Genomic DNA, 14,748 nt, shown 5'->3' with positions numbered 1-14,748 from the left:
AAAAGCTATGGAGGGAGAATAGATGGAATTAGACAGAGGAAAAGCTGCGATACCTTTATATTTGCAAATAGCCGGACAGATTGCACAAGCAATAGAAAAGGGCGAATATACACAAGGGCAAATCATTCCCAGTGAAAAGCAGTTGGAAGAAATGTATAGCGTCAGTAGAATGACTGTAAGATTAGCAATCGGAGAGCTGGTAAACAAAGGCTATGTGGAACGAATGAGAGGAATAGGAACCGTTGTTACCTATGGCAAAATTGAAGAAAAGCTAAAGCGGGTTATTAGCTTTTCTGATGAAATGAAATTGCATGGCATTATTATGCAAACCAGCTTTTGTGAAATAAAACCGGTTCAAGCCAGTGAAACAGTTGCTAAAAATCTTAATGTTGACGTTAAATCCACTGTTTTGGAGCTGACAAGGGTTAGATGCGCAAATAATAAACCTCTGGTTTACTCAACAACCTACCTAAAAAAAACGGACTTGCCGTTGGACGCTGACTTGTATAAGGACTCTTTGTACAAGTTCCTGCAGAATGAATATAACATAAACATCACAAGGGCGGGAGATATACTTGAAGCAAGCCTTGCAGAAGGAGTTATTGCAAAAAGACTGGAGGTTGCTCAAGGTTTTCCAACCTTTAAAAGAACAAGAGTAGCATATGACCAATATGATAACGAGGTTGAGTACACAATTTGCTATTATCCCGGAGATAAATACAGATATTTTGTAAACCTTTGATTAAATGAGGATGATAAACTATGACTTACCATTACCCATCGAAGAATAACTTTGATTTAAGGCCCTGTATTGTTGTCAATGATAAGAAGGAAGATGTTATTGTCGGCAATAGCAATCTGGCAGAATTGATCAAAAATCAAATAAAACAAGGAAATAGAATTTTCGTTTACGATTTATATCCCGGAGTTGATAAGGAAAGCTTAATTTCACTTTTAAGAGTATTAAATCATAAGCTTTTAATTGATACGGATACCTGCAAGCGTTCAGAGGACGAATTGTATAGGATGTTTGATCAGAACATCACAGACGACCGTGTATTTGGCTATATGGTCAACAGCAGGCTGGAAACCTGCTTTGATGAGAATAAAGTTGCTCAGGTAAAGTCGCTCCTTGAGCAAAGCAAGAATGAAGTTATCTTTATAATAGGTGTTGGCGCCAGTCTTTTTGCCAAAGCTGACGTTCATTATTATTTTGACGTCACCCGTTGGGAGATTCAGTTAAGATTTCGTAAAGGGAGCCCCAACTGGCTGTTCAACAATCCGGATGCCCCGGTTCTAACCAAGTACAAGATAGGGTTTTTTATAGAATGGAGACTGGCGGATACCCATAAAGAAGAAAATTTTGCATCAGTTGATTATTGGGTTGATGCTAATATAAGCAGTGAATTAAAAGCTATTGATAAAAAATCTTTTTATGCCGCCTTTGAAAAGATATCGAAAGAGCCTTTCAGGATGGAGCCTTATTTTGATAAAAGCGTTTGGGGCGGTCAATGGATGAAAAACATGTTGGGCGTCGATGGAGATGAGGAGAACTACGGATGGTCCTTTGATGGTGTGCCGGAAGAAAATTGCGTGAGGTTTTCCTTTGGAGGAAATACCATAGTATTTCCAGCCCTGAACCTGGTAAAATTGTTCCCCAGAGAACTTCTGGGTGACAAAGTTTATAATGCTTATGGCGCTGACTTTCCCATAAGGTTTGATATGCTGGATACCTTTGAGGGTGGCAATCTATCATTACAGGTTCATCCCACCAGGGATTATATAAAGAATACTTTTGGGTTAAAGAACTATACCCAGGACGAAAGCTATTATATCCTGGATGCCACAGAAAACAGCTGTGTATATATCGGACTCAAGGAAGGAATCGACAAGGAAGCAATGATTGCCGATCTTGAAGCAGCAAACCGTGGCGAGATCATGTTTGATGCCGAAAAATACGTTAACAAAATACCGGTAAAAAAGCATGATCATGTATTAATTCCGGCAGGAACTGTACACTGCTCAGGCAAGGATACCCATGTCCTTGAAATAAGCGTTACTCCATATATCTTCACCTTTAAGCTATGGGATTGGGGGAAAATTGGGCTTGATGGTCTCCCAAGACCGGTTCATATAAATCATGGAAAGAAAAATATCAAGTGGGAACGGGATACGAATTGGGTACTAGACAATTTAATTCATCAGGAAAAAGTATTGCATAAGGATGAACATTGCTTAATAGAGAGAACAGGATTGCATGAATATGAAATGATTGATACCCTGCGTTATACTTTTGATGAGAATGCAGAGATAACGCTTAATGATTCTGTTGCCGTAATTAACCTTGTGGAAGGTACGGAAGCTTTTATCAAAAGCGTTGATGGGAGTTGGGAACCAAAAACAATGCATTACTGTGAAACCTTTGTAATTCCCGCCCATGTTAAAAAGTTTATTGTCGAATCCCCTAAAAAAGAGACATTGCGTGTAATTGTGGCCACCATAAGATAGCATTGTATAAAATAAAAGCAGTAATTTAGTTTATAAATTGCTGCTTTTTTATTTTTACAACAGTATATTTTTATTATATAATGTTCATCAGTTAATATTTGGAGGAGTCTACATGGATATAAAAAGACGCATTTTTGCCTGGATAATGCTGATAGGTTTTATTCTGCTGCTGATTAATATATTTGTGCTGCAGTATCATCTGGGATTTAGCACTATTATTTACGCGGCGATATGTATATATTTTTTCCTGGTCATTAACAGAAAGAAGTAGAATGTGCTGGCAGATAAAGAGCTGCAAAGGCTTTATTTGCTGTGCAAAATAAGATTTCAACAATTTTGGAGGGATGATTTACAATGCATTTTAAGTATGGGTATGGGAGGACATATAAAGAATTTGACATTAATGATGAAAACATCCTTATGGAATTGAGGCAAAACCATGTGGATATCAAGCTTACAGGGGCCGATGAAGTAAAAAGGGCACTGGACAACCCGATTGGCACAGATCGTCTGTCCAAAATAATAAAGCCGGGTGAAAAAGTCGCTATAATTACCAGCGATATTACAAGGCCAATGCCAAGCAAAATCGTGCTTCCATTGATTCTGGAAGAGCTGAGGGAAGCAGGGGTAAAATATGAAGACATAACTGTGGTATTTGCTTTGGGAAGCCATAGAAAACATACGGAGGAAGAAAAAAAATATCTGGTGGGAGAAGATGTATACAATAAGGTTCAGTGTGTAGACAGTGACCCCTCGGATTTTGTGCATATGGGTGTAACATCCAGAGGCACTCCGGTAGATATTTTCAGTGCCGTAGCAAAAGCCGATAGAAGAATATGCCTGGGCAATATCGAATTTCATTACTTTGCCGGATACAGCGGAGGAGCAAAGGCGATAATGCCTGGCGTTTCTACCAGGGCTGCAATCCAGGCCAATCACAGCGCAATGGTAAAGAATGAGGCCAGAGCCGGAGCTATGGATGATAATCCTGTCCGCCTTGATATCGAAGAGGTTGTGCAGTTCGTACCTATAGATTTCATATTGAATGTGGTTCTGGATGAAAAGAAAAACATAATCAAAGCCGTTGCCGGACACCATGTGCACGCTCACAGGGAAGGATGCAAATTTCTTGACAGCTTATATAAAGTGGAAATACCTCAAAAGGCCGATATCGTCATAACCACACCGGGAGGTTATCCTAAGGATATTAATTTGTACCAGGCTCAGAAAGCCCTGGATAATTCAAAACATGCCGTAAGAGATGGAGGCATTGTGATTTTGCTGGCATCCTGCACTGAAGGCTTAGGAGAAGAGGTCTTTGAAAGATGGCTTCTTAATGCTGATTCTCCGGACAGCATGATAAGCGATATACAGAAGAATTTCGAACTGGGCGGACACAAGGCAGCTGCAATAGCCCTCGTACAGAAAAAGGCAAAAATATACCTGGTATCCGATCTGGAAAAAGATTTTGTCAGGAAGCTCTTTATGGAGCCCTTTGATGACATAAGCGAAGCATTGGAATCAGCCTTTAATGAGTTGGGTCAGGATGCAAAAGTTTTGCTCATGCCCTATGGAGGTTCAACCCTTCCTTATGTCAAAGCATAGATTTGTAGAGTCTGGAAAATCAAAGCATGACGGCCATAGGAAGTTTTCTTCCTATGGCCATTTGTCGCTACAGCAGTACCTTTATAAATCAATTTCTCTTTTCCTGCAGTATTCAATTATAACTCTTGATGCAAATAAGCCAGTCCATAAAAAGCCTGGTTCAAGTGTAACTGTATAAAATACCTAAGGGTGAAGATACTATAAATGTAATTTTTCAAATATTATACATAAAGCCGGGAGGTGTTTTCTATAGTTATAGCAGTTCAACAAGGCCTAGATGATATAAAGAATGCTTTAAGGAGCAGAGGATACCAGGTGGTAGACCTGGAAGGATACAAATATCCGATTGATGCGATGATATATTCAGGCAGGTCTTTCCAGTTATCTCATATAACCTCCAACAACTTTCAGCAGATGAATACCGGCTCAAGGGACAACTATGGTATTCTTTTGATAAACGCTATGGGAAAAAGCATTGATGAAATTGAAAGAATTCTGACTTCCAGGAGCTATACTCCTCTGTTTTAATCAAGAGTTACAAGACTTTCCGACACCTTGCAGAAATTATTAGCATTTTTATTGACATTTATTTGTCATAGTGCTAATCTATTATTGTTAAAACCAAGTAATATACTTGGAATTGGAGGATTGTTTAAATGAAGCTATCAACCAAGGGAAGATATGGGGTTAAGGCTATGCTGGACATTGCAATCCACTCGTCGGAAGGTCAGGTTTCATTGAAAAGCATAGCTGAAAGGCAAGAAATCTCAGAGAATTACCTTGAACAGTTATTTGCAACATTAAAAAAATCCGGGCTTGTAAAAAGCGTCAGAGGAGCACAGGGTGGATATTATCTGGCCGGGAAACCCGAAGAAATATCCATAGGTTCTATACTTCGCGCTCTGGAAGGTTCACTTGCTCCTGTGGATTGCGTGCTGGAGGAAAATGCCCAAAGCTGTACAAGGGCGGATAACTGCGTTACAAAGCTAATATGGGAAAAGATGAGGGACAAAATAAATGAGGCTGTTGATTCCATCAGTCTCAAGGATCTTGTTCAGGAGTATAATAAGCTTAACAACAAGGACAACTATATGTATTATATCTAGACAAGAAATCCTATAAATTTAGTAGAAATTGTTGTTTAAACAAATCAGAGCAGGGAAAAAATATCAGTAGCGTGCTTTATATAAAATAAAGTATCTGCCGATGCAAATAAGCAGTTTGATCTATGGAATAATAGACTAAGCTGCCTGAATGATAATACACTGAATTTTAATCAAGTTCTAAGGAGTAATAACTATGGGAAACAGATCTGTATATTTGGATCATGCAGCTACAACTGCTGTAAAACCTGAAGTTCTTGAAGAAATGATTCCATATTTTACAGAAAAGTATGGCAATCCTTCTTCTATATATTCCATAGGCCGTGAAAGCAAGAAGGCCATCGATGAGGCCAGAGACAAGGTTGCTGCCGCACTGGGAGCCAAACCCCAGGAGATATTCTTCACCGGTTCCGGCACTGAAGCCGACAACTGGGCTATAAAAGGCATTGCCTATACCAACAGGCATAAGGGCAACCATATAATTACAACAGCCATTGAGCACCATGCTGTGCTTCATACATGCCAGTACCTGGAAAGCGACGGTTTTGAGGTTACATACCTGCCTGTGGACAAGGACGGTCTGGTCACGCCGGAACAGGTCAGGGATGCCATAAAACCTAACACAATCCTCATTACTATCATGTTTGCCAATAACGAGATAGGCACTATTCAGCCTATAGCTGAAATCGGCAAAATCGCCAGGGAAAAGGGCATTTATTTTCATACCGATGCGGTACAAGCTGTCGGCAATATTCCAATAAATGTAGAAGAGCTCAATGTTGACCTTTTATCCCTTTCCGCCCATAAATTTTATGGACCCAAAGGGGTTGGAGCCCTTTATATAAGAAAGGGAACAAAAATCAACTCTTTCATTCATGGAGGCGCTCAGGAAAGAGGCAGAAGAGCAAGCACTGAAAGTGTTGCAAACATTGTAGGCATGGGAAAAGCTATTGAACTGGCCACAGCAAATCTCGAGGAATATAATAAAAAGCTTATAGCCTTAAGGGACAGAACCATAGATGAAGTAATGAAAAAAATACCGTTTGTTAAATTGAACGGTCATAGAGAAAAGAGGCTTCCGGGCAATGTCAATTTCTCTTTTGAGTTCATAGAAGGAGAATCACTGCTGCTCATGCTGGATATGAAAGGCATCGCAGCCTCCAGCGGTTCGGCATGTACTTCCGGATCCTTAGACCCGTCCCATGTGCTGCTTGCAATAGGTTTGCCCCATGAGATAGCTCATGGTTCTTTGAGGATTACCTTTGGTGAGGAAAATACGGATGAAGATATTGATTACCTGATGGAGGTTCTGCCGGACATAGTAAATAGGCTTAGGGAGATGTCTCCATTATATGAAAAAGCCGTGAAAGGGGAATAAAAATGTATAGTGAAAAAGTAATGGACCACTTTACAAATCCAAGAAATGTAGGAGAAATAGAAAACGCAGACGGAGTAGGTCAGGTTGGAAATCCGAAATGCGGAGATATAATGAAAATGTATCTTAAGATAGAAAACGGCGTAATCAAGGATGCCAAGTTCAAAACCTTCGGATGTGGTGCGGCTGTTGCTACCAGCAGCATGGCTACGGAGCTTGTAAAAGGGAAGACCATTGAAGAAGCCCTGAAGATTACCAACAAAGCAGTCGCTGATGCTCTGGATGGGCTTCCGCCAGTAAAGATGCACTGTTCAAACCTTGCCGAGGAAGCAATAAGAGCAGCCATCGATGACTACATGGTAAAAAACGGCTTGAAGGACAGCAGTGATGCAAACAATGCCTGTGGCAGAAGATGTGATGACATACATCACCACCACGATGAAGAACTGGACGAGGATTAAAAATGAGGAGTTTAGCCGGCATGACTAAAAAGAAGGTTATGGTTGGTATGAGCGGCGGCGTTGATAGTTCAGTAGCTGCCGCTATATTATTGGAAAAAGGTTATGATGTAATTGGTGCAACCCTTCAGATATGGCCTGATATGGATGAAGAACTCAAAAGGACGGAGGGAGGATGCTGCTCCCTGTCTGCTGTGGATGATGCGAGAAGGGTTGCCAATAGGCTGGGGATACCTTACTATGTACTGAATTTCAAGGAAGTTTTCAATGACAGCGTTATAGAGTATTTCAAGGATGAGTATCTCAAAGGACGCACCCCCAATCCATGCATTGCTTGCAACAGACATGTAAAGTTTGAAGCCATGCTGAATAAAGCCGTATCGATGGGCATAGATTATGTTGCCACAGGCCATTATGCCAAAATTGAATATGATGAAGGGAAAAAAAGATTCCTCCTGAAAAAGTCGGTGACCGACAGGAAGGATCAAACTTATGCCCTTTATAATCTTACCCAGGACCAGCTATCGAGAACCCTTTTTCCCATAGGGGATTATAACAAGGAGGATGTCAGAAAGATTGCCAGGGAAATTGGACTGACAGTGGCAACCAAGCCTGACAGCCAGGAAATCTGCTTCGTGGATGATAATGATTACGGCAGGTTTATAAGGGAAAATACCGATGCTGAAATTAAGCCCGGGGATTTTGTAGATACCAAGGGGAATGTGCTGGGAAAGCACAAAGGTATAGTATATTACACCGTAGGACAAAGAAAAGGTTTGGGAATCAGCTTTGGAAAACCGGTTTATGTTGTAGGAATTGACGCAAAAAACAACAGGGTTATCCTGGGGGATGAGACCGAAGTCTTTTCCGATACCCTAATTGCCGGAGATTTAAATTTCATTTCCATAGAAAAGCTCGAAGGCGAGATGAGAGTGAAAGCTAAAATAAGATATTCGGCAAAGGAAGCCGATGCCTTGATCATGCCTTATGATTCCGGCAGGGTAAAAGTGGTGTTTGACCAGCCTCAAAGAGCTATCACTCCGGGACAGTCAGTCGTGTTCTATGATGGTGATACAGTTGTCGGAGGCGGAGTTATAGAAAGCTGACAAACATAAGGAAAATATTTAGACATGTGATTAGTTAAGCTGCATATTATTTTTTCAAGTTGGAGAAACGAAAACAAATACTGCACCAAAGGTTTAAGCCTTTAGTGCAGTATTTATCTGAACTCCTTGAAAAGGTGCCTTTTTATCCCCGTTAAGCATCTATCTTTTCAAACACAGGTTTTCTCTTTTCATAATGAGCTACATACTTGAATCCGATCTCTTGAAGCACACATTTATAGAAATCAAATTTATAGCCTAAATACTCAGTGGTGTGGGAATCGGAACCAAAAGTGATTATTTCACCGCCCAGCTCGTGATAACGTTTCAATATGTCTATATCATACACCGGGGTGATAATTCCTTTATACTCCCGGAAAGAGGATGTATTGACTTCAAAGCCTTTTCCCTTGGCTATCAGGCTTTTGAAAATCTCATCAAAGATATCTGAGAATTCGCAGTATCTCAAATTCCTGTCTTCATAAGGAGCTTTTCTGATTATATAGTCAAAATGCCCGGCTATATCAAAATCGTCAAATTCCTTCACCATCCAGGCAATAGCCTTCAAATCCTTTGAGTAAGCCTCATGCTTGCTTAATCCCTCAAAATATGAAGGTTTGTACGTATCTTTTCCATCGACAACATGGATGGAACCGATCACAAAATCAAAGTCATAATTTTTGATGATCTTTGAAGTATCATCCATTACATGAGGTTGAATTCCAGCTTCTATGCCTTTTAAAACTTTAAGCCGACCTTCGTACTTTTTTGCTAATTTATCCATGAACTCAAAATATTCGTCATAGTCAATCATAAAATCAAAATCAGAACCAGGGAAATCAATGTCCGTATGGTCGGTAAAGGCAATTCCATCTAAGCCTACTTCTATAGCTTTTTCACATGCGGCTTCCGCCGGCATTTCACTGTCACCAGAAAAACTGCTGTGGACATGGCAGTCAAACATATTACATTCACTCCATCTCAATTAATATAACAACAACCTATATATTGTACCACAAATCTCTTCACTTTTGTAATAGATACAGCTTAGCCTGGCAGTATTAAAATCATCTATACTGCAAAACCGCTTCATGGGCGCATTGCTTCAGCACAGCCAGTTCTTCCAAAGTAGGGGAAGATGAGGTATTTTCATCATAAGGCACGAAGGGGTTTTCCAGTATGCTTTTTCCCGTCAGAAACTCGTACCAAACAGCACCCAGCAAATATCTGCCCTGAGGTATGCTGGCATGAAAACCATCTCTGCAGAGGGATTTTCCTCCGTTGGCATAATCAAACAGATGAGATGCCCTCGCTTTCTGAATTGCCTCACCACAGGGTATAATCCGTGCCCCCAGTGATTTTGCAGCCTTGCTGTAAGCATCCTTTAAGGCATTAAACATTATCAATTGATCCTTATTGTAATTTAAAAAACCTTCATGGTCACTGTCAATTTCGTATGCCCATGTCTGATGGATAACCTGTTCAGCCATCGGCCGAATATTCCTCACATATCTCGACAAATTTGAAAGGTATGGTTCATATGTGCCGTACACACCGCTATCATAGCTTGCCTGCTGCATTGTTACGATATCCCATTCTTCGCTTTCCAGCGCTTCTCTAATAGAAACATCGGATGTTTCTTCTCTGGTGTTTTTATCAAACCTGTAATAAATATATGCTTTAGCGTCACTGCAGGCATTATTCCAATGGGTCTTAAGGCTGCATCCCCCTATATACAAGTTGCCCACCAGCATGTCTACACCGCCGGCTGCAGCAATATCCCTCAAGTATTCAACCGCATCTACAGAAAAGCTGTTTCCTATCGCAATCACTTTTATCATGAAATCACCCGTCCTATAGTCATAGTTTGATTACATAATACTTTAATGAGAGCAGGATGTCCAGACCTTCCTATGAAATAAATGGATTTTGCTCCGGAATATGTACTGGATTAATCCAGATGAAGATATTGATTGCCCGATGGTAATACCAATGTATTCTATTAAAAATAAAATTCAGGTCAATTGAAAAGGTAATTTCCACTTTGCAAAAGTAAATTCCATGGATGCTGTTATCATTGAGAAAAATAGTAATTCAGCGGGTTTTGGATTAGTTTATTTAGGCAAATTTTTAATGCTTTTCAGTCAATAATAGGTTAAAATATGAAGTAGAGGAACAAAGCCAGCCCTTTTTTGGGTATATCAAACTAGAGGTGTGAAGATTAACTAACTTTTTGCAAGAGTAATTTCCACCCTGTTTGTAAATGCTTATAGAGTTGTGGCTGGTGGTGCCTCTGGTTATTTAATATTTATTTCTTAAGAAGGGATGAATGCAGGGTGACATTATCTGTCGGGATGAGTTCTACATTCATCCTTCTTAATATTTCTTCCCCGTAGAGCAATCCAAAAGCCCAATAAGGGGTTTTATCCCCGAGATTCAGTCGACTGTACGAGTTGATATGGTTCATCATAAGAGTTATGTCCCGCTGAGTAAACTCATCAAGAGAAGTACCCTTTGGGATAATGCGTCTAATCAAAGCATGGTTGTTTTCTGCTGCGCCTTTCTGGTAAGGAGCCAGCGGATTACAGTAGAATACACAGGTTCTGCGTTGCCCATGTGAATCGAATTCAATAGCGGACGGATTCGAGAACTCACTGCCGTTGTCACAAAGTAATACCGGGAACAATTTGCGGAAGGTATCCGGGCCTAGTTCCAGGTAAAGCTGATCAAAGATATCAATGACAGATTGGGAGGTATTAGCATCTCTAATGAATGCGAGCATGAGCTGTGGGACAGTAAAATGCAGTGTCAGCAGGACTTTGCCGCCTATTCTTCCTATTACCGTGTCCATTTCCACTACGGGAAGGTCCGGATGCTCTTGCATAAATTTAAGAAAGTCTTGATAAGTTCGGCCTATTCGGCATTTTTTATCCACTTTGAACTGGTCTTTTCCCTTTTTACGTCTGCCCATACGTACAACTCTTGGCATATCGATATTTTTTGCTGTAAAGATACCCTTGTCCACATAGTTGTAGAGTGTGCGTTCATCGAGCATGATTTCATCAGCATGGTTAATGCATATATGGTGGAGTGACTGGCCTTTAATTAGCAGCGGGCTAATAATGGAATCCAATCTTATCGCTTCTTCTTCAGTGATTTGTAAACCCTGACGGCACTCAGAGCGTACTGTCTCGTATTCTCTTTGTGCATGTGTTGCAGAATAAATCCTCTTCTCTAATGTACAAGACTGTTTGTCTTCACAACCATTACAAACATAGGGCGGCTTCGAAAGCTTGGGACAAATTTCCTGTTGATACTCATGACATAGTGATGAACACATGCGAGACTTGCAAGCGCGACAATAACGGCTACAACGCAAACTGCCGCAAAGATGCTTAACAGGGCAACCAATACGATGTTTACAATCATTGAACACTCTTCCATAACAGCCGGTTTTCCTAAATTGGATATGGTTCTTCACTTCCTTGGATATCGTGGTTGGGTCCTTTCCAAGCTCGCGTGCTATGCTTTTGAATGATTTCCTGCTGATTAACCTTTGTTCAATTATATTTCTTTCTTCCTGACTCAAATGTTTAAAGCCACGCATATATGTACCCCCTTCAGAGGCACCACCATATATATCATAGCTTTTTGAGAGACAATATTCCAGCTTTCACAAGAAAATAGGAACAGTGTGATCTTTGCAAAAGTAACTTCCACCTTTCTCATTTCTAGCGATTTGCAAAACTAAATTCCACTGTCTATGAATTTGGGGTGGAAATAACTTTTTCAATTAAACAAAATAAAATTCAATGTGCAAATTTTCCAGTACCTCTTTTTTTTTGACGTACACTTGTATATAATAAGCTTATATTAAGATATTTGCATAAGGAGGTTTTACATATGAAGTTAGGCGTATTTACTGTAGTTTTGGCAGACAAAAACCTGGAGGATGCGTTGAAATATCTTTCAGAGTCAGGCGTGCAGGCAGTGGAATTAGGAACCGGAGGATATCCCTCCAATGTCCATGCAAATCCTGATGAACTGCTGGCTGACGAAAATAAATTAACTGCCTTTAAAGATACATTAAAGAAATATAATATGATGATAAGTGCTCTTAGCTGCCATGGTAACCCGGTTCATCCCCAGAAGGAGATCGCTGACGCATATCACAAGGTATTTGAAAAAACCATACTGTTGGCTGAGAAGTTAGGTATTGATAGAATCAATACTTTTTCCGGTTGCCCCGGCGACGCTCCGGGAGCAAAATACCCCAACTGGGTAACCTGCCCATGGCCGGATGATTTTCTGAAAATCCTCGATTATCAATGGAATGAAGTGCTGATACCTTACTGGGAAAAAGCAGTGAAATTTGCTAAAGATCATGGTGTGACCAAAATAGGGCTTGAAATGCATCCCGGTTTCTGTGTATATAACCCTGAAACCCTCCTTAAGCTCAGAGCTGCAGTAGGCGATGTAATAGGTGCTAATTTCGACCCAAGCCATCTGATCTGGCAGGGAGCAGATCCCGTTGCTGCTATAAGGAAACTGGGTCCTGCTATTTATCATTTCCATGCCAAGGATACAAAAATTGATAAGATGAATACTGCCGTCAACGGTGTTCTTGACACCAAGCATTACGGTGACGAAATCAACCGTTCATGGATATTCCGTTCTGTTGGCTATGGCAATGATTATAGCTTCTGGAAGGATATAGTGAGCAATCTCAGAATGGTCGGCTATGATTATGTCATGAGCATAGAGCATGAAGACAGCCTGATGTCAGGAAATGAAGGTTTACAGAAAGCAATATCCTTCCTCAAGGAAGTAATGACTTTCGAAAATGTCGGCGGAATGTGGTGGGCTTAATTTAACCTATAAACCTATATTTCATGTCGCTAATAGGCTGCAGGTTAAAAGCAGCCTATTTAGTTTTTTGAAAATATCATATAGTTTTATACTCAAAGCTCTTTAATTATGGGTATAATAAAAGTATTAAACTTTTTACAACAGCAGGAGGTACATATAATGGAAGATAAGAAAACACAAGGTCAGCTGTTATATGAAAAACTGACCTACAACAGCAAGAACGCCTGGGAAAAGTCATCGGACGATTATATAAGCAAAGCCTTTGAATTTTGCGAAGGATACAAGGCTTTCCTCGACAGGGGAAAAACCGAAAGGGAATTCGCCCGTGAGGTGGAAAAGGAAGCCATTGAAAAAGGATTTGTATGTCTTGATGAGTTTATAAAATCCAATAAAAAGCTCACTCCGGGAACAAAGGTATACCGTGTTGTAAAAAATAAAGCGGTTTTATTGGGTATAATAGGGAAAAGACCTATGGTGGATGGCGTTAATATAGTAGGCGCTCATATTGACTCTCCAAGAATCGACTTAAAACCGAATCCTCTTTATGAAGATACCGGTATGGCGTTTTTCAAAACCCATTATTATGGTGGTATTAAAAAGTACCAATGGGTTACAATACCTCTTTCTCTGCATGGAGTAGTGGTGAAAGCCAGCGGCGAAAAGGTTGAAATCAAGATAGGGGAAGATGAAAACGATCCGGTATTTACCATAACAGACCTTTTGCCTCATCTTGCCGCTGACCAGATGCAAAAGAAGGCGAGCGAGGTAATAACCGGTGAAGGGTTGAATCTCCTTATAGGTTCTGCACCTTATAAAGACGAATGTGATAAGGATAAGGTAAAGCTGAACATATTAAAGTTGTTAAATGACAAATACGGCATAACCGAAGAGGATTTCATTTCAGCAGAGCTGGAAATAGTGCCGGCGTTTAAAGCTAAAGATATTGGTCTGGATCGCAGCATGGTAGGAGCATACGGTCAGGACGACAGAGTATGCGCCTATGGAGCATTCAAGGCCATTCTGGATATAGAAGATACTGAAAAAACCGCCGTATGTGTGCTCACCGACAAGGAAGAAACCGGCAGCATGGGCAACACCGGTGCAGAATCCTCTCTCTTTGAAGACTTCATAGCTGCCCTTTGCGCATACAGCATGGATAATTATAATGATATCGTTCTGCGCACATGCCTTAACAATTCCAGGATGCTGTCGGCCGATGTAAGTGCAGGAGTAGACCCCAACTATGATAGTGTGCATGAAAAAAGAAACTCTTCCTATCTTGGAAAGGGCATAGTTATCACGAAATATACAGGCTCCAGAGGAAAATCCGGAAGCAGTGATGCCAGCGCCGAATTTGTAGCTTATGTCAGGAATCTTTTTAATCAGAATAATATTCCGTGGCAGACAGGAGAACTGGGTAAAGTAGATCAGGGTGGAGGAGGCACCATTGCCCAGTACGTAGCCAACCTCGGGGTTGATGTTGTGGACTGCGGTGTTGCGGTGCTATCAATGCACTCACCTTTTGAAATAACCAGCAAGATTGACGTATATATAAACTATGAAGCCAACAAGGTATTTTACAAGGCTGTCTAGGATAGAAGCCGGATTATCAAATCTTGATTTAATACTGGCACATATATACGCATCACATATATGCTGATTTGTAGTAGTACATGATTAACATAAAGGCAATCCGGATTAAATAAGCTAAGCCGATTTTATTAGCT

14 protein-coding genes are annotated in these 14,748 nt (G+C 40.5%); 11 read left to right on the top strand and 3 right to left on the bottom strand.

The window, feature by feature from the left end:
- The first annotated feature begins 22 nt into the window (after positions 1–22).
- The 9 genes from CDO33_RS08925 to mnmA all read left to right on the top strand — a co-directional run bounded on the left by CDO33_RS08925 (position 23) and on the right by mnmA (position 8,155).
- Positions 23–742: a GntR family transcriptional regulator gene (locus CDO33_RS08925; protein ID WP_103081052.1), complete on the top strand. Its 720-nt coding sequence runs from the start codon at positions 23–25 to the stop codon at positions 740–742.
- Between the two features lie 20 nt (positions 743–762).
- Positions 763–2,508, top strand: coding sequence for a class I mannose-6-phosphate isomerase (locus tag CDO33_RS08920; RefSeq protein ID WP_103081051.1), 1,746 nt, complete (start codon positions 763–765; stop codon positions 2,506–2,508).
- Between the two features lie 112 nt (positions 2,509–2,620).
- Entirely contained in the window at positions 2,621–2,779 is a 159-nt protein-coding gene (locus CDO33_RS20795) for a hypothetical protein (RefSeq protein ID WP_161496469.1), read from the top strand.
- A gap of 83 nt (positions 2,780–2,862) precedes the next feature.
- On the top strand, positions 2,863–4,113 hold the full coding sequence (gene larAH6 / locus CDO33_RS08915) for a nickel-dependent malate racemase, LarAH6 family (protein WP_103081050.1): 1,251 nt from the start codon (positions 2,863–2,865) through the stop codon (positions 4,111–4,113).
- 240 nt (positions 4,114–4,353) lie between these two features.
- Positions 4,354–4,641 carry a YkuS family protein gene (locus tag CDO33_RS08905; RefSeq protein ID WP_103081049.1) on the top strand — a complete coding sequence of 96 codons (288 nt, stop codon included), beginning with the start codon at positions 4,354–4,356 and terminating at the stop codon, positions 4,639–4,641.
- 128 nt (positions 4,642–4,769) lie between these two features.
- Positions 4,770–5,219: an RrF2 family transcriptional regulator gene (locus tag CDO33_RS08900; RefSeq protein WP_103081048.1), complete on the top strand. Its 450-nt coding sequence runs from the start codon at positions 4,770–4,772 to the stop codon at positions 5,217–5,219.
- A gap of 193 nt (positions 5,220–5,412) precedes the next feature.
- Positions 5,413–6,594, top strand: a complete 1,182-nt coding sequence (nifS, locus tag CDO33_RS08895; RefSeq protein WP_103081047.1) for a cysteine desulfurase NifS — start codon at positions 5,413–5,415, stop codon at positions 6,592–6,594.
- A 2-nt stretch (positions 6,595–6,596) separates the two neighbouring features.
- A complete protein-coding gene (gene nifU / locus CDO33_RS08890) occupies positions 6,597–7,052 on the top strand; it encodes a Fe-S cluster assembly scaffold protein NifU (protein ID WP_103081046.1) in 456 nt (151 codons plus the stop codon).
- Between the two features lie 20 nt (positions 7,053–7,072).
- Complete coding sequence (gene mnmA / locus CDO33_RS08885; RefSeq protein ID WP_103081103.1) at positions 7,073–8,155, top strand: tRNA 2-thiouridine(34) synthase MnmA; 1,083 nt, start codon at positions 7,073–7,075, stop codon at positions 8,153–8,155.
- Between the two features lie 151 nt (positions 8,156–8,306).
- Here the strand turns inward: mnmA and CDO33_RS08880 are convergent, their stop codons facing one another.
- The 3 genes from CDO33_RS08880 to CDO33_RS08870 all read right to left on the bottom strand — a co-directional run bounded on the left by CDO33_RS08880 (position 8,307) and on the right by CDO33_RS08870 (position 11,759).
- Positions 8,307–9,116, bottom strand: coding sequence for a histidinol-phosphatase HisJ family protein (locus tag CDO33_RS08880; protein WP_103081045.1), 810 nt, complete (start codon positions 9,114–9,116; stop codon positions 8,307–8,309).
- Positions 9,117–9,219: 103 nt separating this feature from the next.
- On the bottom strand, positions 9,220–9,993 hold the full coding sequence (locus tag CDO33_RS08875) for a DUF4886 domain-containing protein (protein WP_103081044.1): 774 nt from the start codon (positions 9,991–9,993) through the stop codon (positions 9,220–9,222).
- A 467-nt stretch (positions 9,994–10,460) separates the two neighbouring features.
- A complete protein-coding gene (locus CDO33_RS08870; protein WP_103083328.1) occupies positions 10,461–11,759 on the bottom strand; it encodes an IS30 family transposase in 1,299 nt (432 codons plus the stop codon).
- Positions 11,760–12,055: 296 nt separating this feature from the next.
- Between CDO33_RS08870 and CDO33_RS08865 the strand changes: the two genes are divergently transcribed.
- Positions 12,056–13,021: a sugar phosphate isomerase/epimerase family protein gene (locus CDO33_RS08865; RefSeq protein ID WP_103083000.1), complete on the top strand. Its 966-nt coding sequence runs from the start codon at positions 12,056–12,058 to the stop codon at positions 13,019–13,021.
- A gap of 159 nt (positions 13,022–13,180) precedes the next feature.
- Positions 13,181–14,614, top strand: a complete 1,434-nt coding sequence (locus tag CDO33_RS08860; protein WP_103083001.1) for an aminopeptidase — start codon at positions 13,181–13,183, stop codon at positions 14,612–14,614.
- Positions 14,615–14,748 lie beyond the last annotated feature (134 nt).

The sequence above is a fragment of the Clostridium thermosuccinogenes genome (assembly GCF_002896855.1).
Classification (GTDB): Bacteria; Bacillota; Clostridia; order Acetivibrionales; family DSM-5807; genus Pseudoclostridium; species Pseudoclostridium thermosuccinogenes.
Note: the sequence above shows the minus strand (reverse complement) of the source record. Positions and strands in the feature narration are given on the sequence as shown.